25 protein-coding genes are annotated in these 24,050 nt (G+C 72.5%); 14 read left to right on the top strand and 11 right to left on the bottom strand.

What is annotated here, in order from left to right:
• Window positions 1–32 precede the first annotated feature (32 nt).
• A complete protein-coding gene (locus AB5L52_RS38225; protein WP_369367945.1) occupies window positions 33–650 on the top strand; it encodes a transglutaminase domain-containing protein in 618 nt (205 codons plus the stop codon).
• On the opposite strand, the gene AB5L52_RS38230 is transcribed toward AB5L52_RS38225, so the two are convergent.
• The 3 genes from AB5L52_RS38230 to AB5L52_RS38240 are packed head-to-tail and all read right to left on the bottom strand — an operon-like array spanning window position 593 to window position 4,194.
• Complete coding sequence (locus AB5L52_RS38230; RefSeq protein WP_369367946.1) at window positions 593–1,570, bottom strand: NAD-dependent epimerase/dehydratase family protein; 978 nt, start codon at window positions 1,568–1,570, stop codon at window positions 593–595. The two genes, AB5L52_RS38225 and AB5L52_RS38230, sit on opposite strands and share 58 nt — an antisense overlap.
• Window positions 1,567–3,264 (bottom strand): AMP-binding protein, encoded by a 1,698-nt coding sequence (locus AB5L52_RS38235; RefSeq protein WP_369367947.1) that lies wholly within the window; start codon window positions 3,262–3,264, stop codon window positions 1,567–1,569. The genes AB5L52_RS38230 and AB5L52_RS38235 overlap by 4 nt, the downstream gene beginning before the upstream one ends.
• 3 nt (window positions 3,265–3,267) lie before the next feature.
• Window positions 3,268–4,194: an alpha/beta fold hydrolase gene (locus tag AB5L52_RS38240; RefSeq protein WP_369367948.1), complete on the bottom strand. Its 927-nt coding sequence runs from the start codon at window positions 4,192–4,194 to the stop codon at window positions 3,268–3,270.
• Between the two features lie 223 nt (window positions 4,195–4,417).
• Here AB5L52_RS38240 and AB5L52_RS38245 point away from each other — a divergent pair, with 223 nt between their 5' ends.
• The 3 genes from AB5L52_RS38245 to AB5L52_RS38255 all read left to right on the top strand — a co-directional run bounded on the left by AB5L52_RS38245 (window position 4,418) and on the right by AB5L52_RS38255 (window position 6,979).
• On the top strand, window positions 4,418–5,428 hold the full coding sequence (locus AB5L52_RS38245) for a 3-oxoacyl-ACP synthase III family protein (protein ID WP_369367949.1): 1,011 nt from the start codon (window positions 4,418–4,420) through the stop codon (window positions 5,426–5,428).
• Between the two features lie 79 nt (window positions 5,429–5,507).
• Window positions 5,508–5,762, top strand: a complete 255-nt coding sequence (locus AB5L52_RS38250; protein ID WP_351565263.1) for an acyl carrier protein — start codon at window positions 5,508–5,510, stop codon at window positions 5,760–5,762.
• Entirely contained in the window at window positions 5,759–6,979 is a 1,221-nt protein-coding gene (locus tag AB5L52_RS38255) for a beta-ketoacyl-[acyl-carrier-protein] synthase family protein (protein WP_351020210.1), read from the top strand. The genes AB5L52_RS38250 and AB5L52_RS38255 overlap by 4 nt, the downstream gene beginning before the upstream one ends.
• Window positions 6,980–7,286: 307 nt before the next feature.
• Here the strand turns inward: AB5L52_RS38255 and AB5L52_RS38260 are convergent, their stop codons facing one another.
• Window positions 7,287–8,015 carry a lysophospholipid acyltransferase family protein gene (locus AB5L52_RS38260; RefSeq protein WP_351020212.1) on the bottom strand — a complete coding sequence of 243 codons (729 nt, stop codon included), beginning with the start codon at window positions 8,013–8,015 and terminating at the stop codon, window positions 7,287–7,289.
• Window positions 8,016–8,203: 188 nt separating this feature from the next.
• On the bottom strand, window positions 8,204–8,620 hold the full coding sequence (locus AB5L52_RS38265) for a DUF4395 domain-containing protein (RefSeq protein WP_351020214.1): 417 nt from the start codon (window positions 8,618–8,620) through the stop codon (window positions 8,204–8,206).
• 75 nt (window positions 8,621–8,695) lie between these two features.
• Here AB5L52_RS38265 and AB5L52_RS38270 point away from each other — a divergent pair, with 75 nt between their 5' ends.
• The 5 genes from AB5L52_RS38270 to AB5L52_RS38290 all read left to right on the top strand — a co-directional run bounded on the left by AB5L52_RS38270 (window position 8,696) and on the right by AB5L52_RS38290 (window position 11,834).
• Window positions 8,696–9,109: a TlpA family protein disulfide reductase gene (locus tag AB5L52_RS38270; protein ID WP_369369035.1), complete on the top strand. Its 414-nt coding sequence runs from the start codon at window positions 8,696–8,698 to the stop codon at window positions 9,107–9,109.
• Between the two features lie 71 nt (window positions 9,110–9,180).
• On the top strand, window positions 9,181–9,261 hold the full coding sequence (locus AB5L52_RS38275; protein ID WP_351020305.1) for a putative leader peptide: 81 nt from the start codon (window positions 9,181–9,183) through the stop codon (window positions 9,259–9,261).
• A 44-nt stretch (window positions 9,262–9,305) separates the two neighbouring features.
• Window positions 9,306–9,815 (top strand): flavin reductase family protein, encoded by a 510-nt coding sequence (locus AB5L52_RS38280; protein WP_351565255.1) that lies wholly within the window; start codon window positions 9,306–9,308, stop codon window positions 9,813–9,815.
• Between the two features lie 217 nt (window positions 9,816–10,032).
• Window positions 10,033–10,818: an electron transfer flavoprotein subunit beta/FixA family protein gene (locus AB5L52_RS38285; protein WP_351565253.1), complete on the top strand. Its 786-nt coding sequence runs from the start codon at window positions 10,033–10,035 to the stop codon at window positions 10,816–10,818.
• A gap of 53 nt (window positions 10,819–10,871) precedes the next feature.
• Window positions 10,872–11,834, top strand: coding sequence for an electron transfer flavoprotein subunit alpha/FixB family protein (locus AB5L52_RS38290; protein ID WP_351020220.1), 963 nt, complete (start codon window positions 10,872–10,874; stop codon window positions 11,832–11,834).
• 43 nt (window positions 11,835–11,877) lie between these two features.
• On the opposite strand, the gene AB5L52_RS38295 is transcribed toward AB5L52_RS38290, so the two are convergent.
• Entirely contained in the window at window positions 11,878–12,804 is a 927-nt protein-coding gene (locus AB5L52_RS38295) for an endonuclease/exonuclease/phosphatase family protein (RefSeq protein ID WP_369367950.1), read from the bottom strand.
• Between the two features lie 213 nt (window positions 12,805–13,017).
• On the opposite strand from AB5L52_RS38295, the gene AB5L52_RS38300 reads away from it, so the two are divergent.
• A complete protein-coding gene (locus AB5L52_RS38300) occupies window positions 13,018–14,316 on the top strand; it encodes an aldolase (protein ID WP_369367951.1) in 1,299 nt (432 codons plus the stop codon).
• Between the two features lie 303 nt (window positions 14,317–14,619).
• A complete protein-coding gene (locus tag AB5L52_RS38305; RefSeq protein WP_369367952.1) occupies window positions 14,620–15,186 on the top strand; it encodes a hypothetical protein in 567 nt (188 codons plus the stop codon).
• Between the two features lie 44 nt (window positions 15,187–15,230).
• Here AB5L52_RS38305 and AB5L52_RS38310 read toward each other — a convergent pair whose 3' ends face one another.
• A complete protein-coding gene (locus AB5L52_RS38310) occupies window positions 15,231–16,028 on the bottom strand; it encodes a hypothetical protein (RefSeq protein ID WP_351020228.1) in 798 nt (265 codons plus the stop codon).
• A 7-nt stretch (window positions 16,029–16,035) separates the two neighbouring features.
• Complete coding sequence (locus AB5L52_RS38315) at window positions 16,036–17,085, bottom strand: LacI family DNA-binding transcriptional regulator (protein ID WP_351020230.1); 1,050 nt, start codon at window positions 17,083–17,085, stop codon at window positions 16,036–16,038.
• A gap of 274 nt (window positions 17,086–17,359) precedes the next feature.
• Between AB5L52_RS38315 and AB5L52_RS38320 the strand changes: the two genes are divergently transcribed.
• A complete protein-coding gene (locus tag AB5L52_RS38320; protein ID WP_351020232.1) occupies window positions 17,360–18,310 on the top strand; it encodes an ROK family protein in 951 nt (316 codons plus the stop codon).
• Window positions 18,311–18,733: 423 nt separating this feature from the next.
• Here AB5L52_RS38320 and AB5L52_RS38325 read toward each other — a convergent pair whose 3' ends face one another.
• From AB5L52_RS38325 to AB5L52_RS38335, 3 genes are all read right to left on the bottom strand, one after another.
• Window positions 18,734–20,788 carry an NPCBM/NEW2 domain-containing protein gene (locus AB5L52_RS38325; protein WP_369367954.1) on the bottom strand — a complete coding sequence of 685 codons (2,055 nt, stop codon included), beginning with the start codon at window positions 20,786–20,788 and terminating at the stop codon, window positions 18,734–18,736.
• A gap of 263 nt (window positions 20,789–21,051) precedes the next feature.
• Window positions 21,052–21,882 (bottom strand): maleylpyruvate isomerase family mycothiol-dependent enzyme, encoded by an 831-nt coding sequence (locus AB5L52_RS38330; protein WP_369367955.1) that lies wholly within the window; start codon window positions 21,880–21,882, stop codon window positions 21,052–21,054.
• The gene (locus AB5L52_RS38335) at window positions 21,879–22,232 is read right to left on the bottom strand and encodes a hypothetical protein (protein WP_351565230.1); all 354 of its coding nucleotides are present in this window, start codon (window positions 22,230–22,232) and stop codon (window positions 21,879–21,881) included. Before AB5L52_RS38335 ends, AB5L52_RS38330 begins: the two co-directional genes overlap by 4 nt.
• A gap of 305 nt (window positions 22,233–22,537) precedes the next feature.
• Between AB5L52_RS38335 and AB5L52_RS38340 the strand changes: the two genes are divergently transcribed.
• Both AB5L52_RS38340 and AB5L52_RS38345 read left to right on the top strand, forming a co-directional pair.
• Entirely contained in the window at window positions 22,538–22,744 is a 207-nt protein-coding gene (locus tag AB5L52_RS38340; protein ID WP_351565227.1) for a hypothetical protein, read from the top strand.
• Window positions 22,745–22,900: 156 nt separating this feature from the next.
• Window positions 22,901–23,944, top strand: a complete 1,044-nt coding sequence (locus AB5L52_RS38345) for an NUDIX domain-containing protein (protein ID WP_369367957.1) — start codon at window positions 22,901–22,903, stop codon at window positions 23,942–23,944.
• Window positions 23,945–24,050 lie beyond the last annotated feature (106 nt).

The following is a 24,050-nucleotide window of genomic DNA, read 5'->3' on the forward strand; positions in this document are numbered from 1 at the left end:
GTCGAGTGATCGCATTCCTATGCTCTGCGGGCATGGAGCTGATCCAGAACACCGCCGACCTTTCCGCATACTTGGCCGCCGACGAGGTCATCGACCATCACCATCCCGTGGTCCGCGAGACGGCCGCGCGGCTGGCCGCAGGGGCCGCCGACTCGTATGCCTATGCGCGGGCCGCCTTCGACTTCGTACGGGACACCATCCCGCACTCCCAGGACTCCGGCGACCTGCGCGTCACCTGGCGCGCCTCCGACGTGCTGACCCTGGGCACCGGCATCTGCTACGCCAAGGCCCACGCGCTGGCCGCCCTGCTGCGTGCCGAGGACATCCCCACGGCCCTGTGCTACCAACGCCTGGCGCACGACGACGGCAACGGTCATGCCGTGCACGGTCTGGTCGCCGTCCGCTTCCACGGCGCCTGGCACCGCCAGGACCCGCGCGGCAACAAACCCGGCGTGGACGCCCGGTTCTCCCTGGACGGCGAGCGGCTCGCCTGGATCCCCGACCCCGCGGCCGGCGAGGTCGACTATCCGGTGTTGTACGCCGCACCCCACCCGGTCGTCCTCGACGCCTTGAAGGCGGCTCCGGACCGGCCCTACCTGTGGAAGACGCTGCCCGACGCACTGGACCACGAGTGGTCGGCGGGGACGTAGCCGAGGTCGCGCCGCGCCGCGCTGATGTCGAACCAATGGGCACGGGTCAGTTCGGCCACGAGGAAGCGCGTCAGCAGGGGACGCCGGCGCCTGCGGGTCGCCTTCCCCGTGGCTTCGAGGAGCGCGGCGACGGCAAGCGCGGCGGAGGCGGGGACACCGCGCACCTCCACGGTGCCGCCGCCGTACGCGAGCAGGCCCCGGACGGTGTCGGCGAGGGTGCAGGGCCGCCCCTGGGTGATGAAGTAACGGGCGCCTGCCAGCGGGGAGTTCGCGGTCAGCTTCTCCACCGCCAGCACATGTGCCTCGGCGGCGTCGGCGACATGGACGGTGTCCACGCGGTTGGTGCCCGTTCCGGGGAGCAGGAGTGTCCCGCGCCGGACCGCGGCGCGCAGCCCCGGCAGCAGATGCGGGTCGCCCTCGCCCCAGATCAGATGCGGGCGCAGGGACACGGTGGCCAGCCGGGGGCCGTTGGCGGCCAGCACCAGCTGCTCGGCACGGGCCTTGGACCAGGGATAAGGGGCGAGGAACCGCCGGGGGTACGGGGCGGACTCGTCGACGCCTTCCAGGTCAGCGCCGGCGAAGACCACGCTGGCGCTGGAGCAGTGGACCAGCCGGGGCACCCCCTGGCGCCGGCAGGCGTCGACAACGGCCGCCGTGCCCGCGATGTTGACGGAGGCGACGTCGTGCCGCGGACCCCACACATCGGCCAGCGCGGCCGTGTGGACGACCGCGTCACACCCGCGTACGGCGGCCCCGACCGCCGCGACATCGCGGATGTCGCCCCACACGGCCTCGGTCCCGTGCGGCGGCGGCGCCCGGTGGCCGCGTTGCAGGGAACGCACCTGGTGCCCCCGGGCCGCGAGGCGCCGGCAGATCTCGGCGCCCAGGAAACCGCTGCCGCCCGTGACCAGGATCTTCATCCACGGACCTCCGTACCCACGCCGTGCTCCGGCGCCCTCGCGGCAGCGGCGTCCGCCGCCAGCCGACGCCGCGCCCACCGGCCGAGCACGCCTCGGTCGATCTTCGAGTTGTGCCGGATGTCGACCGGGAACCCCGGGTGGAAGAGGATCGCCCGGACCTGAGAGCCGCGTTCCAGCGAGGCAAGGGCGCGACGCAGGTCCGCGACGATCCGGCCGCGCTCGGCGCCGCGCCGCGGGCCGTCGGTCTCCACGCACAGCGCGGGCCGGGCCTGCTGCTCGCCGCCGGCGTCGACCAGCGCGGTGCGCCGGACTCCGTCGACCGCGTTGCACGCCGGCTCGACGCACTCGGTGTACAGGGGACCGTCGGGGCCGGGTACGGTGTGGGCCTTGCGCCCGCAGTACCACAGGCTGCCTTCGTCGTCCGTGCGGCCCAGGTCGCCCGTGCGGTGCCAGACGTACTCCCCGTCGGGGATCTTCGCCTGGGCGTCGGCGTGCGGGCGGCCGTAGTAGCCGCGGCTGACCAGGGGGCCGCGCACGGTGATCTCGCCGACGGCGTGCGCGGGCAGCGGCTCGACCGCGGACCAGTGGGCGATCGGTCCGGCGCCGGCCGGGATGACGCGCACCGACATGGCCGGCACCACCCGGCCCACGCACCGGCCACCGCCCCGTTCGGACACGGCGCGCGCGGCCCGCAGGTCCCGGCCGTCGATCGCACTCACCGGAAGACTCTCGGTGGCGCCGTACACGCTCCGGATCACGGCCTGGTCCGGCAGGGCGGAGGTGAGGCGGTCCAGCAGGCCGTACTCCAGCGGGGCCCCGAAGGTGGCGACCGACCGTACGGTGGCGAGGGCCGGTTCCCCGCGGCCGTCACCGGCGAGCACGTCCATGAGCGCCGGGGAGCCCAGCACACAGGCCGCACGGGTCTGCGCGGCCGCGCGCAGCAGGTCGTCCCGGCGGGCCCGGCCCGGCCTGCGGAAGTCCATCCGGGGGAGGACGACGGTGACGCCGAGCGCCGGGCCGCCCAGGGCGAAGGGCAGGAAGCCGACGACCGCGACGGTTCCCGGCTGTGCTCCCAGCACGCCTCCCGTGGCGCCGCACTGGCGCACCAGCTGTTCGTTGGTGTAGACGGCGCCTTTCGGCGTGCCCGTGGAGCCGGAGGTGTAGGCGATCAGCGCCGTGCCGTCGCCGGTGGCGTCGAGCGCGGCGCGTGGTGCCGTGCGGGCGAGCGCGGCGACCGTCGGCCAGGGCCCGGGTCCCGACCCGGTGGAGACCGCCGTGTGCACACTCGGTCGTGCCCAGCCGCACAGCACCCGTGCCACGTGGGCGAGCGGTTCCGCCACGAACGCCTGCGGGGCGGCCTCCCGCAGACACCGGTGCAGGGCCGCACGGGGCAGGCCGGGGTCGATCAGTACGGCGCAGGCGCCGAGCGCGGACAGCGCGTACACCGTGGTGAACAGGTCCAGCGGACGGCGGGTCAGCACCACAGCACGCGTGCCCGGGCCGATGCCCGCGGCCGCCAGCGCGTCCGCGGTGCGCAGGCAGCGGGCGTACAGCCCTGCATAGGTGATCCGTTGCCGGCGCCGGCCGCAGAACAGGTCGAGGGCGACGGCGGCGGGCTGCGACTCCTGCCAGTACGCCAGCTGCCCGAGCAGCCCGGCCTGCGCACCGGTAGCGGCGGTTGCGGAGACGGACACGGCTCAGCTCCGCCCTTCCGCGTGGCGGCCGAGGAAGTCCCGTACGCACGCGATGACTTCGTCGCGGGCGTCCTCCTGGACGAAGTGCCCGGCGCGGGGGAACAGCCGCACCTCGGCGGCGGGGAAGCGCCGCATCCACTCGGCGAGGAAGCGGTGGCCGAAGACCGGGTCCCGGCCGCCCCAGCACACCAGCATGGGCAGCGACGTCATCTCCGGTTCCTCGACGGGGCCCACATCGATCAGCGGCCACGCCGGGTCGGAGGGGGCCAGCGGGATGTCCTGGACGAACCGCACCACCGCCAGCCGCCGCTGCCTGCCGCGATAGGGGGCTGTATAGGCACGGCGCACGGGCGCGGGCAGCGGCGAGGTCACCCCGAGGCGGGAGGCGGCCAGGACGAAGGCGTTGGTGCGGTGCACGAACCAGGCCGGCGGGCGGCCCCCGCCGCGGATCAGCCGGAGGTACCACGGCAGGCGGGCACCGGGCGGCAACGGGAAGGCCGCGGAGTTGAGCATGACGATGCGGGACAGCCACTCGGGCCGACGGCGCGCCCAGGCCATGCCGATGACCCCGCCCCAGTCGTGCCCGATCAGCGTCCAGCCCCGGTCCGGCAGCCCGCGTTCGGTCACCAGATGCTCCACCAGCCGCTCCAGATCCGCCAGGCGGCGGGAGGCGGTGTAGGGGTAGGCGGACTCGCCGGGGCGGTCGGACAGACCCATACCGACGTGGTCCGGGACGACGCACCGGTGGCCGGGGCGGAACTCCCGCACCAGGGCCCGCCACATGTAGCTCCAGGTGGGGTTGCCGTGCAGCATCAGCAGCGGCGCACCCGCCCCCTCGTCGAGGTAGTGCTGCCGCACACCCTCGTGTTCGAACCAGTGGGGGCTGAAGTCGTAATCGGCAAGGGGGAATTCGGCCTCGGTCAGCGACACCGGAGCATTGTCGGCCCCCGGACACCCTCTGCGTGTCGCGCGTAACTCCACCGTATGAAGCCCCCGACCATGATCACTCCAATGGGCGCATGCGGGCCTTCATCCGTTTGCGGTGCACCGCTCCTGCTCATTTCACTGGCCCGAGCCGCCGACGGGCGGCACTCGACGACGACTGCGGTATGCCGCACCGAATGCGGTACGCCGCGGAGACGACACGACTTCGATGACCAACCCCCGCTACAGCACGATCCGTCGGGTCGCCGTCCATGTGCCCGCCGGCCGGCAGACCGGCCCGGAGATCGAGGACGAGGTCCGCTCCCGGAACCCCGGCGTGCGGCTCATGCCCGGCCTGCTGAGGCAGATGTACGGCTTCGAGGAGCGCCGCGTCGCCCCGCCCGGCACCTGGCCCTCCGACCTGGCCGCCGCGGCCGGCCGCCGCGCCCTGGAGCAGGCCGGCCTGGCCCCCGACGCCGTCGACCTGCTGATCTTCGCCTCCGCGAGCGAGGACGTCGAGGAACCGGCCACCGCCCACGCGGTGGCGCACAAACTCGGCGTCACCGCACCGGTCTTCGACGTGCAGAACGCCTGCAACGGCGTCCTGAACGCCCTGGAGATCGCCGATGCCCTGATCCGGGCGGGCCGCTACGCATGCGTCCTCGTGACCACGGGGGAGGGCAGCAGCCGGCTGTCCGCGCTCCCGGTCCGCGACCGCCGGGAACTGGCCCTGTTGCTGCCCGCGTTGACGCTGGGCGACCTCGGGGCCGCGCTGCTCGTGGAGGCGAGCGACCGGCCCGGGATCCTCGCCGCCGCGTTCTGCGCCAATTCGTCCGGCTGGCAGGCCGCGACCGTCGCCAACCCGTACTTCGCGCAAGCAGTCGACGGGCCTGTGGTCCGCTTCGACTCCGCGGCGCTCGCCGCCTCCTTCCCGGGACTGGAGGCCCGCGTGTTCGACGTGCTCCGCGCGGTCGGTCGCAAGCCGGGAGACCTGGACCTCGTGTGCGTGCACCAGCCGTCCGTCGCCCTCACCCGCACCATCCTCGGCACCCTCGGCGTACCCGAGGACAAGGCCGTACCCGTCTTCACGGCCTACGGCAACGTCGCCACCGCCGGCCTTCCCCTGCAGCTCGTGGAAGCCGCGCGGCAGGGCAGGTTGCACCCGGGCGATCTGGTCGCCCTGTTCGGGCTGGCCGGCGGTGCCTCCGGCGGGCTGGTGCTCCTGGAGTGGCGGCCCTGACACACGTCCGCAGTCCCCGCCCGCGGTTCCGACGACCGCACCCCCATCGCACCCCCATCGCACCCCTGAGGAACAGGCCATGACCGACACCTACGCCACCATCCGCTCCGTACTGACCGGCAGCTTCCTCGTTCCGGAAACCGAACTCGGCCCCGGGGTCACTCTGGAGCAGCTCGAACTGGACTCCCTGGCGCTGGCCGAGTTCGCGCTGATCCTGGACGAGAGACTCGGAGTGAGGATCGACAGCGAGCGCGCCACCCGGACCGCCACACTCGCCGAAGTCACCGAGTACGTCGAGACACTGCGCACCTCGGACCCGGTGACGGCCCCGTGACCGCCTCGATCGCCGTCACCGGCCTGGGACTCGTCACTCCCGCCGGGATCGGCGTCGACGACACCTGGACCGGCGTGTGCGCGGGACAGGCCACCGCGGCCCCGGACCCCGCCCTCGCCGGACTGCCCGTCGACTTCTCCTGCCGGATCCCGCTCACGGAGCGGGAGCTGGACCGGCGGACCGGCCGCAAGGCCTGGCGCATGGGCCGCTTCGCCAAGCTCGCCGTCCTGGCGGCCCGGGAGGCCGTCCGCGACGCCGGGCTCGACCCCGCCACCTGGGACGGGACCAGGGTCGCCACGGTCATCGGCTGCGGCATGGGCGGGTTGGAGAAGTTCGAGGAACAGTACGCACGCCTCGAACACCGGGGAGCCGACCTGACGTCACCCCTCGCCATTCCGATGATCATCCCGAACCTCGGTACGGGCGAGGTCTCCATCGACCTCCAGGCCCGCGGCCCCGGCCTCAGCCCCGCCACCGCCTGCGCCTCCGGCGCCAGTGCCCTCGCCACGGCCCGGGATCTGCTGGCCGCCGATCTGTGCGACATCGCGGTCACCGGAGGCGTGGAGGCCGCGGTCAGCCGGGTGTCCACCATCGGCTTCTGGCGCATGGGCGCCCTCTCCGAGCGGGCCGACCGGGCCGCGGCCTCCCGCCCGTTCGCCGCCGACCGGGACGGCTTCGTCATGGCGGAGGGCGCCGGGATCCTCGTCCTGGAACGCACCGCCGACGCCACCGCCCGCGGTGTACGCCCCCGTGCCCTGCTCGCCGGCTGCGGCAGCACGTCCGACGGCCACCACCCGACGGCACTGCCCGAGGACGCCCACGGTGCCGAGGCCGCCCTGCGTACGGCCCTCGCCGAGGCGGACCTGGCCCCCTACGACGTGGAGCACGTCAACGCGCACGGCACCTCGACACCGCTCAACGACGCCGCCGAGGCCGCGCTGATCGCCCGCGTCCTGCCGCACCGCCCGAGCGTCACCGCCGCCAAGGGCGTGCTGGGGCACACCCTCGGCGCGTCCGGCGCGATCGAAGCGGCGCTCACGGTCCTCACCCTCCAGCACCGCCGCATCCCGCCGATCGCGAACCTCCAGGCGCCCGCACCCGAGTTCGACATCGACTGTGTCACCAAACAACCCCGCCGCCAGGACCTGCGCATCGCGGTCAGCCACTCCTTCGGCTTCGGCGGCCACAACGTCGTCCTCGTCCTCACCGTGCCCTGAGCAACGGGGGAGCAGAACGGCGCCTATCGGGAAGAGCCCGCCGGCGCGGGCACTGCGCCGCAACCCATATGCCGGGAGGCGGAGTTGACGTACGGAGGGAACGACCGTCTCGTACAGGCCGAGGCTCGTGCGGGCGGCGCCGTGAAGCCGACGGCTCTGCAACTCCCGAGGGGCGCGGGGAACTGCGCGACAAGCGACAACGGACCTGCAGCCCGAAGACGGCCGCCCCCCCGAGCCGGACCGGCCCCCCACCGGCCCGCAGCCGTACAAACGGCGCAGGACCCCAAACTGCTGACGCACCGCGGGGTCAGTGCGCCTCCGCCGCCCGCAGCTGCTCCACCGTAGGTGCCGTACCCCCCAGATGGGCCGGCAGCCACCAGGAGTCCTCGGAGCCCTTGGGGCGGCCCGGGTAGGCGCGCTGCGCGGCCTCCAGCACGTCCTGGACGGCCTCGCGCAGCCGGCGGGTGATCGCGCCCGCGTACTGGTCGCGGGGCGCCTCGACCGCCTCGCCGACCCGCATGGTGATGGGCAGGTGGTTGCGCTTCAGGTTGCGGGGCTGGCCCTTCGTCCACAGCCGCTGGGTGCCCCACACCGCCATCGGGATCAGCGGGACGCCGGCGTCCTGGGCGAGCCTGGCCGCACCGGACTTGAAGCTCTTCAGTGTGAACGACTGCGAGATGGTGGCCTCCGGGAAGACCCCGACCACCTCGCCCGAACGCAGCGAGTCCAGCGCGTGCGCATAGGCCGCCTCGCCCTGCTTGCGGTCCACCGGGATGTGCTTCATGCCGCGCATCAGCGGACCGGAGATCCGGTGCCGGAAGACGGACTCCTTCGCCATGAAGCGCACCAGGCGCTTCTGCGGCAGGGCCGCCAGGCCGTTGAAGACGAAGTCCAGATAGCTGATGTGATTGCTGACCAGCACGGCGCCGCCCGAGCGCGGGATGTTCTCCGACCCCTGGCAGTCGATCTTCAGGTCCCAGACCTTGAACAACGTCTTGGCGAATCCGACGACGGGACGGTAGACCAGCTCTGCCATGGGCGGGACGGACCCTTTCTGCTCTGCTCGGGAAAGGGGGCTCCCGGCGGGAAAGTTACGCAGCCGTAGGTTTACGGCGTCTCGCAGATCGTGCCCGAAGAACGGACGGGTAGCCAGTCCTCGTGCCCCGGAGTGGCGAGATCCTCGTCACGTCGGCCGCCATCCCACCTTGGATCTTTAAGGCCCCTTTACTCCGCCCGTACTGTTGCCCTCTTCAGAAGCAGGAACATCTCGCACCCCAGGCAGTACCCGAATGCCGCATTCAGGAAGGCGGCGGCGAGCGCGGCCCCGGTCGCGGCCAGCCCCAACCACTGCGGCCCCACCGTGAACCCGACAAGGCCGAGCCCGCCGAACACCAGCCCCACCGCCTGCGCGAACCGTGGCGGCTCCGGCGCCTCGAACTCCCGTGGCGCCCCGAGCCGCGGCCGTACGGCGGTGCGGAACACCCAGCCGTACGGCGACCGCTGCACACCCGCGGCCGCGCCGAGCGCGAACACCAGCGTCTGCCAGCCCAGCAGCCAGGCGCTCTGCAGGCTCAGGGCGGCTACCAGAACCACCGTCGTCACGGCCGCCGCGAACCGCGGCCCCCTCGCATCGATGTCCATGAAGCAAGCATTCCGCAACGGAATCTCCCGCGGGAGGAGGGAATGTTTGCAGTCTCGTGAATGCTTGTGCAGATGATGACCGGAATGGTGGTGTGCGTGGCGGTGCTCGTCGTGGCGAGCGCCGCCGGAGTGCTGCACAAGTGGCGGAGCGGAAGAGTGCGGGTGCGCGGGCGGGACGACGGCAAGCGGCTCGGCGCCGCCGAACTGGGCGGCGAACTCGGTGAACGGGCCACGCTGGTCCAGTTCTCCAGCGCCTTCTGCGCGCCCTGCCGGGCCACCCGGCGCGTGCTCGGCGAGGTCGCCGGCATGGTCCCCGGGGTGACCCACATCGAGATCGACGCCGAGGCCCACCTGGACCTCGTACGCCGGCTGGAGATCCTGAAGACGCCGACCGTGCTGGTGCTCGACGCCGAGGGGCGGGTGGTGCGGCGCGCCACCGGACAGCCCCGCAAGGCCGACGTCATCGCGGCGGTGGGGGAGGCCGTGTGAGCGCGGTGACGTATCTCCCGGATCGCGGAACGTACTTGACTGCGCCTGCCACCTATCGTCAGCCTGACCCTATGCCGATCGAACTCCTTCTCCACGGGCGGGTCCACGTCGACCTCGCCCGCACCGCGAGCGCCACCTGTCCGGACTGTTGAGCACCGACGGCCCAGCTCGCGACCTCCAGCAGAAGGACACCTCGATGACGGCCTCGCCCGACCTCGGCACCGTTCAGCTCGCCTCCCCCGACCTGTTGCGCTCCGCCTTCCGCCGGCACGCCGCCGGTGTGGCGGTGATCACCGCACGCGGTGACTCCGGTCCGGTCGGTTTCACCGCCACCTCCCTCACCTCCGTCTCCGCCGAGCCCCCGATCGTCTCCTTCGGCATCGGCACGGGCGCCTCCAGCTGGCCCGCGATAGCCGAGACCGACCACATAGGCATCCACATCCTCGGTGAGCACCAGAGCGAGCTGGCCGCCACCTTCGCCCGCAGCGGCGCCGACCGCTTCGGCGCGCCGACCGCCTGGCGGGAGGGCCCGGAAGGCGTACCGGTGCTCGACGGCGTGCTGGCCTGGCTGGTCTGCCGGATCACCGGCCGCGTCCCGGCCGGTGATCACCGCATCGTGCTCGCCGAGGTCGTCCTCGGCGACCTCTCCGGCTCCGGCCGCCCGCTCCTGTACCACCAGGGCCGCTTCAACGGCCTGCGGGACTGATCACGCGTCCGTCCCCTGGGGGCCCGTCGAGTTCCGGTTACGCTGCGTTGCGAAGGTCACACTTCAAAGCGCTTGCTTAGCGGACGTGAACTGGGTGTACTGACGAGTAATATTTCGGTCGGAGCGCACGGACGCCCCGACCGGAATCGGCCGCTTGAGGCGCCTATGCTGCCTGCAAGAGGCAGCCCGAAATAGACGATGCAGTAGGAGAGCCGGCGTGAGCTTGAGGATCGTTGTCACTGTGAAGTACGTGCCCGACGCCACTGGCGACCGGCACTTCGCCGATGACCTGACCGTCGACCGCGACGACGTGGACGGTCTGCTCTCCGAGCTGGACGAGTACGCGGTCGAGCAGGCGCTGCAGATCGCGGAGGACGCGGACGACGCCGAGGTCACCGTGCTGACGGTCGGCCCCGAGGACGCCAAGGACGCGCTCCGCAAGGCCCTCTCCATGGGTGCCGACAAGGCCATCCACGTCGAGGACGACGACCTGCACGGCACCGACGCCATCGGCACCTCCCTGGTGCTGGCCAAGGCGATCGAGAAGGCCGGTTACGACCTGGTGATCTCCGGCATGGCGTCCACCGACGGCACCGGCGGTATCGTCCCGGCCCTCGTGGCCGAGCGTCTCGGCGTCCCGCAGGTCACCCTGCTCTCCGAGGTCTCCGTCGAGGACAGCACGGTCAAGGGCCGCCGCGACGGCGACGCCGCCAGCGAGCAGCTGGAGGCCTCCCTCCCGGCCGTCGTCTCCGTCACCGACCAGTCGGGCGAGGCGCGTTACCCGTCCTTCAAGGGCATCATGGCCGCCAAGAAGAAGCCGGTGGAGTCCTGGGACCTGTCCGACCTGGACATCGAGGCCGAAGAGGTCGGCCTGGAAGGTGCGTTCACCAAGGTCGACGAGGCCAACGAGCGTCCGGCCCGCACGGCCGGCACCATCGTCAAGGACGAGGGCGAGGGCGGCAAGCAGCTCGCTGAGTTCCTCGCGAGCCAGAAGTTCATCTAAGGGCTCGCCCCCGCTGACCGCCCCTCAACTTCGTTACGCAGGAGAGCAATCCCATGGCTGAAGTCCTCGTCTACGTCGACCACGTGGACGGTGCCGTCCGCAAGCCCACCCTTGAGCTGCTGACCCTGGCCCGCCGCGTCGGCGAGCCCGTCGCCGTCGCCCTCGGCAACGGCGCCGCCGACACCGCCGCCACGCTCGCCGAGCACGGCGCGGTGAAGGTCCTCACCCACGACGCGTCCGAGTACGCCGACTACCTGGTCGTGCCGAAGGTGGACGCCCTGCAGGCCGCCTACGAGGCCGTCTCCCCGGCCGCCGTGCTGGTCCCGTCCTCCGCCGAGGGCAAGGAGATCGCCGCCCGCCTGGCGCTGCGCATCGGCTCCGGCATCATCACCGACGCCGTCGACCTGGAGGCCGGCGACGAGGGCCCGGTGGCCACCCAGTCGGTGTTCGCCGCGTCCTTCACCACCAAGTCCCGGGTCATCAAGGGCACCCCGGTCATCACGGTCAAGCCGAACTCGGCCGCCGTGGAGGCCGCCCCGGCCGCCGGCGCGGTCGAGGCCCTGTCGGTGTCCTTCTCCGAGAAGGCGACCGGCACCAAGGTCACCGCCCGCACCCCGCGCGAGTCGACGGGCCGCCCGGAGCTGACCGAGGCCGCGATCGTGGTCTCCGGCGGCCGCGGTGTGAACGGCGCCGAGAACTTCTCGATCATCGAGGCGCTCGCCGACTCCCTCGGCGCGGCCGTCGGTGCCTCGCGTGCCGCCGTCGACGCCGGCTGGTACCCGCACACCAACCAGGTCGGCCAGACCGGTAAGTCGGTCTCGCCGCAGCTGTACATCGCCAACGGCATCTCCGGTGCGATCCAGCACCGCGCCGGTATGCAGACCTCGAAGACGATCGTGGCCGTCAACAAGGACGCCGAGGCCCCGATCTTCGAGCTGGTCGACTACGGCGTCGTCGGCGACCTCTTCGACGTCGTCCCGCAGCTGACCGAGGAGATCAAGTCCCGCAAGGGCTGATCCCCGCCCTCGCCGTACGAGGCCCCCGCGACCGCCCAGCCGGTCACGGGGGCCTCGCCTCGTCTCGTCCCAGCGTCAGGGACGCCTGCACCGGCAGGTGATCGCTGGGGAACCGGCCGTTCAGCGAGAAGGTGTTGACCGCCGCCCGGTGCACCGTGACGCCGGGGGTGGCGAGGATCCAGTCGATACGGTCGCCGTCGGGGGTCAGCGGCTTGTAGCCGTGGAAGGTCCCGTACAGCTCGCTGCGCTCGGCCGCGCTGTCCCAGGTGTCGACCAGGCCGGCGCCCAGCATCGTGTCGTAGACCGGGTTCTTGTGGGCGGCGACGTTGAAGTCGCCGGTGACGACGACCGGGAGTGAGCGGTCGAGCCCGGCGATGCGCCGGGCGATCAGGGCGGCGGCACGCGCGCGTGCGTTCTGACGGCGGTTGTCGAGGTGTGTGTTCAGGACGTAGAACTCACGGTCGCCGTCGAGCAGATCCCGGAACCGCACCCAGGTCACCATCCGGACGGAGCCGCCGCGCCAGGTGTTGGAGCCGATCACGTCCGGTGTGCCGGAGAGCCAGAAGTGGTCGTACTCCTGCGGGGCGAGCCGGCGGGTGTCGTAGAAGACCGCCATGAACTCGTCGCGGCTGCCGCCGGCGCGTCCGGTGCCGATCCAGTCGTACGCGGCGCCGAGGTCGGCCTCGATGTCGCGCAGCTGCTTGTAGAGGCCCTCCTGGGTGCCGATGACATGCAGGCCCTCGCGCTGCAGCAGAGCGCGCATCGCCGGCCTGCGGGCGGCCCAGCTGTGGGGCTCGACGGTGCTCGCGTAGCGCAGGTTGAACGACATGACGCGCAGCGGACCGCTGTGCCGTTCGCCGGCCGCGGCGGGGCCCACCGAGAGTGCTGTACTGGACAGGGACAGGGGCATCGTGACCGCCGGCACGGACTTCAGGCCCAGACGGCGGGTGACGCGGCTGCGGGTCGGCACGGGCGCTCCTTCTGCGGCGGCTTCGGCGAGGCGTTGCGGATGCGCTGTGACGGTAGGGGCAGTGCGGCCCCGGACGCTGGCAGAGGGACGTGAACACGCCGGGATGGCAGGGTGCAGCAAACGGAATGCGGTGTTGACCAGCGGGAAGGTTGGCAGATAACTTCGCTATACGGATTGTTGATTCCGTAGTGCGGAAACATTGGAGGGTGTGGGATGGGTCAGCAGGAGAAGGTGGCGACAAGCCTCGCGGGCGCCGTCAGCGAGGAGATCAGCGCCTCCCTCGCACCGGTCGACGCGGAGCTGGAGCGCCGCTACCCCGGGGACCCGGGCACCCGGCAGCCCGTCCACACCGTCTACGTCCCCGGTGACGCCTTCGCCGCCGACACCATCCGCTCCTGGGGCGACCGGGCCCTCGCCGCCCTCGACGAGCACGCCCCCGACGCCGCCTCCTTCGCGGCGCTCCTCGGCCTGTCCGACGAGCTGGCCGAGCCGGTCTACTCCCGCGTCCGCGCCAAGCTGGAGCGCGAGCCCATCGAAGATCTGCGCGTCGACTTCGAGGACGGCTACGGCGCCCACCCCGACGCCGAGGAGGACGCCACGGCGGCCCGCGCGGCCCGGCTGATCGCCGAGGCGTACCGGAACGGCACGGCGGCGCCGTACATGGGCATCCGCATGAAGTGCATGGAAGCGGCGGTACGCGACCGCGGCATCCGCACCCTCGACGTCTTCCTCACCGGCCTGATCGAGTCGGGCGGCCTGCCCGAGGGCCTGGTCCTCACCCTGCCCAAGGTGACCTACGCCGAGCAGGTCAGCGCCTTCGTACGCCTCCTGGAGGCCTTCGAGAAGGCGCACGGCCTGGACGCCGGCCGGCTCGGCTTCGAGATCCAGATCGAGACCAGCCAGTCCATCCTCGCCACCGACGGCACCGCCACCGTCGCCCGCATGATCCAGGCCGCCGAGGGCCGCGCCACCGGGCTGCACTACGGCACCTTCGACTACAGCGCCTGCCTCGGCGTCTCCGCCGCGTACCAGGCCAGCGACCACCCGGCCGCCGACCACGCCAAGGCGATCATGCAGGTCGCGGCCGCGGGCACCGGCGTACGCGTCTCGGACGGCTCGACCAACGTGCTGCCCGTCGGCCCGACCGAGAAGGTCCACGACGCGTGGCGCCTGCACTACGGCCTCACCCGCCGCGCCCTCGCCCGCGCCTACTACCAGGGCTGGGACATGCACCCCGGGCACATCCCGACCCGCTACGCGGCCGTCTTCGCCTTCTACCGTGAGGGCTTCGAGCAGGCGGCGGCCCGCCTCGCCCGCTACGCCAACCACGCGGGCGGCGACGTGATGGACGAGCCCGCCACCGCCAAGGCCCTCAGCGGCTATCTGCTGCGCGGCCTGGACTGCGGCGCCCTCGACATCACCGAGGTCGCCCGCCTCACCGGCCTGACCCGCGCCGACCTGGAAGGCTTCGCGGCACCCCGGCGCGGTGACCTGACGGCCTCCGCGAAGTAGCGGACGCGGCGCCTGCGCGATACAGCGGAGGCCGGATGGAGAAGCTGCCACAGCCTCGGCCGGCGGCTTGAGCCGTCGCCGCCGCCCCGTACGCCGGGCGCCGGCGCTCCGGCGGCGGCTTACGGCCCTGCTCAGCTGACCGGTGCAGAAGGTTCTGGGCAGCAGGCTGGTGCGCGTGATTCCGCCCCGGAGGCCGGTGGGCCGATGGGGCCGGTGTCCTCCCACCCGGAGGGCCCCGCTCCGCACACCGGCGCGCCCATAGGTCCAGTCCCTGCATTCGCGTCCGATGCGCCCACCGGGCCCATGAGTACGGCCTCCGGTTCGCCTCGCCGGAAGGGGCGGGCTCTGCTTGCCGCCGCTGCCGTCGCCGTCGTGCTCGCCGCTGCCGGAGTCACGGTGGCCCTGGTGCGCGATCGGGGAGCGTCGAGGACGGACTCCGCCTCGGCCGCCTCGTCCAGCGCGGACGCCAGCACGCAACGGGCCGGTACCGAGTGGTCCACCCGGCCCGGACATCCGCACCGGGCCGGCGGGAAGAGCGCCGGGCCCACCGGGAAGCCGGGCGGGGCCGGTGACGCCAAGCCGTCCTCGGGCGCCTCCGCCACCCCCTCGGCCTCCGCCTCCACGCCCGCCGAACCCTCCCACACCCCGACCGGGACCGGAGGTACGGGGCACACCTCCAGCGCGGCACCGGCCTGCGCGTCCATCGGCGGCGGCAAGTACAACTGCCAGGTCTGGCGCACCGCCACGTCCTACACGGCCTCCGGCACCGCGGCCGGAACCGTGAACGCGGGAATCAACTACTTCTACTGCCAGGGGAATCTGGGGCGCAGGGAGACCTACGGCCGCTGGACGAACGTGTGGTGGGCGTAGACCGACGACGACAGCGGCAACACCGGCGTCTACGTCAGCGACGTCTACCTGAAGGGCGGGAACAACGACGCCCCGGTCCCCGGGCTCCCGGTCTGCTGACCGCCGGCGTACGGCTCGAAGCCCGACTGCGTCACCCACTTCTGCTCGGCGAACAGCCGCGTACCCCGCGCACACAGCCCGGCGTCGCGGCGCGCCCGCGCACAGAACTCCTCCGGTGTGACCCCGAACAGTTCCCGCAACGGAGCCGATCCCGCGAGGAGTTCGGTGAGCAGGACATGCTGGTCGCCGGGATGGCGGCGCGGCACACCGACGCCGTTGTGCAGCACCCCGTGCCGGTTGACATAGGCGTACGCCCCGGTGAGCGCGGAACCGTCCGGCAACTCGATCCGCACCTGTGGCGCGGGCAGCCAGGCCCGCCAGAAGTTGCCGTCGGGCAGCGGCACGCCCTCGCTCGCGTCGATCACCTCCAGCTGGCGCCGGTCCAGCCAGAGGACGAACAACTCGGTGGACGCGCGCGGGGCTTTGGCGGGAGACGCGGATACATAGCCGAAGCGGCTGACGTGCGCCGAGACGCCCACGTCCAGCCCGGACACCCGGGTCCGCACCATCGGCAGCGGGGAGTCGATCCCGAACTGCTCCATTTTGTAGCGCAGTTGGCCGGGACAGGCGTTGGAGCCGACGGCCAGCACCGGCACCCGGTCGTCGTACACCAGGCGCTCCAGCGGGAGCATCCGGTCGCCGTGCAGCAGCCCGGACTCGGCGGGCCAGGCACCGGGATAGGTCAGCGGATGTTCGCGGGGAGCGTCGGCGAGGCCGAGCTCCGCCAGAGTGCGGCCGGTCATGGGCGGCTCAGTCGGCTGGCGGCAGCTCGCCCGAGCCGCGGGTGATCAGCCGGGTGGGCAGTTCGATGCGCTCCGGTGCGATCAGCCCGCCGTCCAGCTGACGGAACAGCCGCTCGGCGGCGGTACGGCCGAGGGCGGCCGCGTCCTGGGCGACGACCGTGACACCCGGCTGGAGCAGATCGGCCAGCTCGATGTCGTCGAAGCCGACGAAGGCGACCCGGCGGGACTGCTCGGCCAGGACCCGGATCACGGTGACCGTCACCCGGTTGTTGCCGGCGAAGATCGCGGTGACGGGGTCGGGCCCGGACAGCATCTCCTCCGCCGCGCGGCGCACCCGCTCCGGATTCGTCGCACCGAGGGACATCCAGGCGTCCTCGACCGGTATCCCGGCGTCCTCCATGGCCGCCCGGTAGCCGCGCAGCCGCTCGGCGGCGGTGTGGATGCGGGGCATGTCGCCGATGAACCCGATCCGGCGGTGGCCATGCGCGATCAGATGGGCGACGCCGTCCCGGGCACCGCCGAAGTTGTCGGAGAGCACCACGTCGGCGTCGATCCGCCCGGCCGGACGGTCCACGAACACGGTCGCGACGCCCGCCCTGATCTCCGGCTCGAGATAGCGGTGGTCGTCACCGGCCGGGATCACCACCAGACCGTCCACCCGGCGGGCGCACAGGGCCAGCGCCAGCTCCTGCTCGCGCTCCGGGTCCTCGGCGCTGGAGCCGTTGATCAGCAGGGCGCCATGGGCTCGGGCCACCTCCTCCACGGCGCGGCTGAGCGGACCGTAGAAGGGGTCGGCGAGGTCCTCCAGGACCAACCCGATGCTCGCCGTACGGCCCTTGCGCAGCACCCGGGCGCTGTCGTTGCGGCGGAAGCCCAGCGCGTCGATGGCCTCCTGCACCCGGCGCTCGGTGTCCGGGGTGACACCGGGCTCGCCGTTGACCACCCGGGAGACCGTCTTCAGTCCAACACCGGCCCGTGCCGCCACGTCCTTCATGGTCGGGCGGTTGCCGTAACGGGTGCCGGGAAGGCTGTCTGCGCGGCGCGTGGTCTCGGGCACGATGCGGTGTCCTGTCCTGTCGTCCGTATGGTCCGCGGAATCGGTGCGTCCGGAGCGCTGCGGCGGTACGCACGAGGTGCTCGGTACCGAATGTGTCCGGGGTGATGCGCCGACCCGTGGATTGTACGAGGATGTGGCGTCGAGCATAGGGCCTGGACAACGTTGTCAGATGCGCGAGACACTGTCCACCGTTCTCCGTCGGCCTGCGCCCCCACCGTGTGACCGGCCCGCACCTCCTTTGGTTTTCAAGCTTCAACGGGGAGATCTGACTCTGATGCACACCGACCTCGTCGCGGCCCTGGACATCGGCGGCACCAAGATCGCCGGCGCGCTGGTGGCCGACGACGGACGGATCCTGACCCGGGCCCAGAGAGGCACGCCGGCCCAGCAGGACGGCGAAGCGGTCATGCGGGCCGTCGAGGACGTGCTCGGCGACCTCGCCGCGTCACCGCTGTGGGGACGCGCCGGCGCCATAGGCATCGGCAGTGCCGGCCCGGTGGACGCCTCGGCGGGCACCGTGAGCCCGGTGAACGTGCCGGGCTGGCGCGACTTTCCGCTGGTCGAGCGGGTGCGCGCGGCCACCGGCGGGCTGCCGGTGGAGTTGATCGGCGACGGCGTCGCGATCACGGCCGCCGAGCACTGGCAGGGCGCCGCGCGCGGCCACGACAACGCGCTGTGCATGGTGGTGTCGACCGGTGTGGGCGGCGGCCTGGTCCTGAACGGCCGGCTGCACCCCGGCCCGACCGGCAACGCCGGGCACATCGGACACATCAGCGTCGACCTCGACGGTGACCCGTGCCCGTGCGGTTCGCGCGGCTGTGTGGAGCGGATCGCGAGCGGGCCCAACATCGCCCGCCGCGCCGTGGAACAGGGCTGGCGTCCCGGCCCCGACGGAGACACCTCGGCCGCCGCGGTGGCCGCCGCCGCCCGCGAGGGCGACCCGGTCGCCGTGGCCTCCTTCGAGCGGGCGGCGCAGGCACTGGCCGCCGGGATCGCGGCCACCGCGACCCTGGTCGAGATCGACATCGCGGTCATCGGCGGAGGCGTCGGCAAGGCCGGCGACATCCTCTTGACCCCCCTGCGCAAGGCACTGACCGACTACGCGACCCTGTCCTTCGTCCAACGCCTGACCGTCGTCCCCGCCCAGATGGGCACGGACGCGGGCCTGGTCGGCGCCGCAGCCGCCGCACTGGTCTGCCGACCGGACGCCCGCGCGGGGGTCTGACCCGAGCGGCGGTTCCGCACGGACGGCGCTCTGGTGAGGTCGCTTGTTTGGAGGGGCAGTCGAGGCGTGGTCGGCCGGCTGGGGCTGAGCGACCCGCCGGGTGGCGGCCGGGGCGAGCCATCAGGCCGGCCATGGCTGCGACCCGGCGGCGCCGGCGGTGCCACAGCAGGAGGACCAGGAGGACGATCGGAACCGGGAGCAAGCGCAGCACCCACGTGGTCATGGGCACGGACCCCGCCGGCCGGCTCAAGTCGGCCACCTGACGGGGCGTGGGGGCGCCGAGCCGGATGCTGGTCCGCCGAACCCGGCCGGGCCGTACCGCACCGCGCGACACCTCTCGCGCCCCCCACATCCTCCTCGCCCGGGGGCCGTGGGGGACTTCGGTCAGGCCCCGGGGTGAGACCCGGCGCCCGACCGTCCGGTTCAGCAGCTCAGGCGGGCGTCCGCCCAGTCCGCGTGGTCGGAGTCGTTGCCGTCTCCGCCGTCGGTGACGACGAGGCGGACCACCTGGGCGCCGGTGACGTCGGCGGTGAGGGGCTGGGCGGGCATCGCGTTGGTCAGGACGCCGGTCGAGGCGACCTCCGTGCCGTCCGCCCAGATCTCGAAGGCGACGGTGCCCTTCGTGCCCTTCTCGTCGTCGACGCCGACGTCCGCGGTGACCTTCCGGCAGGCCTTGCCGGTGTAGAAGGAGACGTCGCTCGGCGCATGGACACCGAGGCCCTTGGCGTACACCGTGCCGCCGATCGTGATCGGGCGGCCGTCGCCCGCGTCGCTCTCCCCGTTGCTGGTGTCGCGCTCCACCGGGCCCCAACCACTCGTCGCCGACAGCCAGTTCAGATCGCTGAGATACGACGTACCGGCGGGCGGCCGTACCACGACCGACGCGGTCAGCGGCAGCGTGCTGGTGACGCGCTGTCCGGCCGGTGAGCGGTAGCGCGCCTGGAGCGTGAGGCCGTAGGAGCCGGTGGGGGTCCCGGCCGGGGCGGTGACACTCCAGCCGGTGCGCAGCGCCTTGCCGGTGGTGAGGGCGGTGGCCGTGGTCGCCGATGCGGGCCGTACGGTCCACCCCTCGGGGCCGGTCAGGGACACGGACACCCCGCGCGCGGGGGTACGGCCGAGGTCGGTGACGGTGCTCGTCAGCGTGGCCGGGGTGGCGGCCTCCAGCAACGGGCTGCCGCCCAGGCCCAGTTCGGCGGCGGGAGGGTGGGCCGCCCAGTGCGGGTCGGCCGAGACGCGGAGCAGGACCGTGCCATGGGCCGGGACGGTGGCCGCGATGGCGCCGGCGGTGTTGTAGCTGCTGTGCTGCCACAGGTCGCGCAGGGTGTACGCGGGGGCGTCGGGCAGGCCGACGGCTGCCGCGGTGGTGGCGATCCGTTGGGCGGAACCGGACTCGTTGAACAGGGCGACCGCCCGGCTGCCGTCCTTCATCGCCTTGGCGATGACCCAGCGTCCACCCGTGGCGGAGACGACCGTGCCCTGCTTGCCGAGCGGGTCCTGGTCGACGGCGACGACCTCCTTGTTGTCGAGGATGCCGAAGGTCGCCGGGGAGGCCTTGCGCAGGTCGGTGCCGATGAGCAGCGGTGCCGCCATGACCGACCAGAGTGAGAAGTGCGAGCGGTACTCGGTGTCCGTCATGCCGCCGTTGCCGACCTCCAGCATGTCGGGGTCGTTCCAGTGGCCGGGTCCGGCGTACGGCGCGAGCGGCAGGTTCTGCTTGAGGATCGACAGCATCGAGCCCCAGTTGTCGCTGATGTCACCGGTGGTGCGCCACAGATGACCGACGTCCGCCGCCCACTCCCAGGGCTTGTTCTCGCCCCATTCGCAGATGCTGTAGACGATGGGCCGCCCGGTCGCCTTGAGCGCGTCGCGCATGGTCGTGTAGCGCTGCTTGGCTTCGACGCCCTGGTTGTTGCAGTTGTCGTACTTCAGGTAGTCCACGCCCCAGTCGGCGAACTGCCGGGCGTCGCTGTACTCGTGGCCCAGCGCGCCCGGGAAGCCCGCGCTGTTGCAGGTCTTGGTGCCGGCGCTGGTGTAGATGCCGAGTTTGAGCCCCTTGGCGTGGACGTAGTCGGCGACGGCCTTGATGCCGTTCGGGAAGCGGGCCGGGTCGGGCACCAGCTTGCCGTCGGCGTCGCGGTGCGGCAGCGCCCAGCAGTCGTCCAGATTGACGTACTGGTAGCCGGCGTCCTTCAGGCCCTTCGCCACGAACAGGTCGGCGATGCCCTTGACCATGCTCTCGTTGAAGTCGGCACCGCAGTGCGTGGAATTCCAGTTGTTGAAGCCCATCGGCGGGGTGAGGGCGAGACCGTCGGCCAGGGCGGGAGCGGCGGAGGCGGCACGGGCCTGGGCGCGGGCCGCCTGCGCGGGGGAGGCGTGTGCGGGGGTGGCGAGGCCCGCCGTGCACAGCAGTCCCGCGGTGCACGCTTCGACCACTCTTCGGCGGGTTGTGCAGGTTGTGCGGGTGTGAGGGTGACGCATCGTTGACGTTCCTCCGACTCGCGAACGGTGGATGACGACATGGCGCCGCCTGGGCGTCATCTGTGTGCCGACTGTGCGCGTTTACGGTAGGACGTGTCGGACTGTGTTGGAAGAGGCGCGTCCGAACTGTTCGAAACCCCGTCAGATGCCAGGACCGTAGGGTTGATTCGCCCCGCAGGTGTGATGGAGCGTTCGGATGTGTTGGCTTCCGGAGCTTTGGCTGTGCGGGGTTTCGTGGCTTCGGATCATGCGGACTCCCGGGCTCACACCTCGCCGTCGACGCGCCCCCAGCCGGGCAGTGGAGGCTGGGGCCAGGCGGGCGGGCGGGGCAGCCGGTGTTCCGGGCGGTCGCACGTCAGCGTGTCGGCCGGAGTCCGTCCGCTGAGCCAGCCGAGTACCTGGTGCCCGGCCCCGGCTACCGAGGGGCCCCGAGCCGCCATCGGCCAGCGCCGGCCGAGGTCCACCGCCTCCACCGAAGTGAGCGGAAAGTCCTGGGCGCGCAGCGTGGCGAGGGTGTCGTCCAGCGCCCAGGAGACGTACGCGTCCGGCCACTGGTCGGTGCGGTGGCCGACGCCCAGGTCGAGGTGATGGGTCTCCAGTTCCCGCAGACAGCGCAGCAGCAGATACCAGGCCGGGTGGCGCCAGCCGGCCAGCGCCGGGACCAGACGGTCCCAGGCGTAGGCGGGCGTCGTACGCGCCTGCGCCGCGAACCGGTCCAGGCTCTCCCGCAGCCGGGCCACGAGCCGGTCCGCGGACAGTGTCGCGTCCCGCCCGACCGCCGCGGACAGCGTCGCCGCGTCCGCGCGGGGGCTCGGTTCCCGGCCGGTGTGCGCGAGCCGCAGCAGCCACACATAGGCGTCGACGCTGTGGGCGACGTGGGCGAGCACATGGCCGCGCGTCCAGCCGGGCAGCTCCGACGGGGCGCGCAGCCCGCCGTCGGACAGCCGGGCCGCGGCCCGGACCAGCCGGTCGCCCGAGCACACCACGTCCTCGATGCGCTCGACTGCGATGTGATCGACTGTGCCGCTGTCGTCTGCGGTGCGTGCTTCCGCGGCGCGATCGTCCGCGGGTCCGGAGGCCGTGGGTCCGCTCACCGGAACTCCCTTACGACCTCGATACGGCCGACGATATGGGCGTTGAACTCATCCAACTCCTCGGCCGGTACCCACAGTTCCAGGATCGTCTCGCCCCCGGCCTGCCGTACCGGATACCGGCCGAGGAACTCGGTGTCGACCTCGAAGCGGGTCACGAAACCGGCGCCGTCGTGCTTGACGTTCCAGTCCCGGGCGATCCGGATCGCGTAGTCCTCGTTGAGGACCGGGTAGAAGATCGGCTGCTCCGGGAGCCGGGGCGGCCAGGCCCGCCAATCGAGCGCGCGGACCAGCTCCAGCTCCTTGGGGCCGGTGGGGCGCCAGAGGGTCGTGGTCAGGGGCGGGCTGGTCATGATGACGCGTTTCCGTTCGGGCCTGCCGTACGAGCGGGCAGGGCGGGATGCCGGACGATACCGGTGCCATGCGGGGGCCGGCCAGCCGATTACGGCGCGGCCCGCACCCTCACGGCGTCGCGAACCGCCGTGCCGACGCGCGGTGTTGGGCGATCGCCCGCTCCAGCCGGGCCCGGCGGACAGGGCGCCGGTCAGGCCGTCGAGGCGGTCGGCGAGCCGGTGGCCTGTCCGCGCAGACGATGTCCGGGGTCCTCCGCTTGCCGGTATGGGCGTGACTCCGGGCCGGATCCGCAGTTGGTCAGGGCATGAAGAAGCGCAGCATGCTCGCCATCGCCACCCTGGCCACCGGATTCGTCGTGGCCGCTGTCACACCCTCGCACGCGGCGGACAAGGGCCACGGCGGGATGACCGTCGACGGCGTCAACGTCACGGACACCCTTGAGTCCACCGGCGGCCACCCGGTCGCCCTGGACAGCCTCGGCATCGACAACGGCACCCGCGCGCCGGAGTAGACACGCCGGAGGTCCCCGACGGCTCGCGGTGCAGGTGCCGGTGTCCCCGCTACAGGGGGCACCGGCACCGCCGTTCCGGCGCCCTCACCGGGGCGGGGTTTCCGTGGCAGGGTGGAGCGGGCAAGCCTCAGGGGGCCAACAGAAGAGGGGGAGTCCGTGACCGTCGTCTGGATCAACGGCGCGTTCGGTGCGGGGAAGACCACCACCGCACGGGAGCTGATCGAACTGATCCCGAACAGCACGCTCTTCGACCCCGAGGTCATCGGCGGAGGGCTCGCGCAGCTGCTGCCGGCCAAGCGCCTCGCCGAGGTCGGTGACTTCCAGGACCTGCCGATCTGGCGTCGGCTCGTGGTCGACACGGCGGCCGCGCTCGTCGCCGAGCTGGGCGGGACCCTCGTCGTGCCCATGACCCTGCTCCGCCAGGAATACCGCGACGAGATCTTCGGCGGCCTCGCCGCCCGCCGCATCCCGGTGCACCATTTTCTGCTCGCTCCGGCTGAAACGATCCTGCGGGAACGGACAGCCGCGCGGGAGATCCCGCCGGACCTGCCCGACGGCGAGATACGGCAGCGGCAGTGGGCCTACGACCACATCGAGCCCTACCGCGCCGCCCTCGCCTCCTGGCTCACCGCCGACGCGCACCTCGTGGACACCAGCGCCCTCACGCCGTACGCCACCGCCGTCCGCATCGCCGACGCCGTCGGCAGCGGGGCCGTACCGCCCTGCGACATCGTGCAGACCCCCGAGCCGACCGCCGAGACCCTCGCCGCCGGGGTGCTGCTCTTCGACGAGCACGACCGGGTGCTGCTCGTGGACCCCACCTACAAGCCCGGCTGGGAGTTCCCCGGCGGGGTGGTAGAGCGCGGCGAGGCGCCGGCCCGCGCCGGGATGCGCGAGGTCGCCGAGGAGACCGGGATACGGCTGAGAGAGGTGCCCCGGCTCCTCGTCGTCGACTGGGAACGGCCGGTGCCGCCCGGCTTCGGCGGGCTGCGGCTGCTGTTCGACGGCGGCCGGCTGGAATCCGGCGAGGCGTCCCGGGTGCTGCTGCCCGGCCCGGAACTGCGCGCCTGGCGCTTCGCCACCGAGCAGGAGGCGGCCGGGATGCTGCCACCGGTCCGCTACGAGCGCCTGCACTGGGCCCTGCGGGCCCGCGAGCGGGGCACCGCCCTGTACCTGGAGGCCGGGGTTCCGGTCGGCTGAGCCGCCGGCACGCGCCTGCCCAACGGGGCTCATGCGCCAGCCCAACGGCGCTCATGCGCCAGCCCAACGCGGCAGAAAGTCGTGCCTCGGGGTCAGCCGAGCCGCC

Source organism: Streptomyces sp. CG4, assembly GCF_041080655.1.
Lineage (GTDB): Bacteria > Actinomycetota > Actinomycetes > Streptomycetales > Streptomycetaceae > Streptomyces.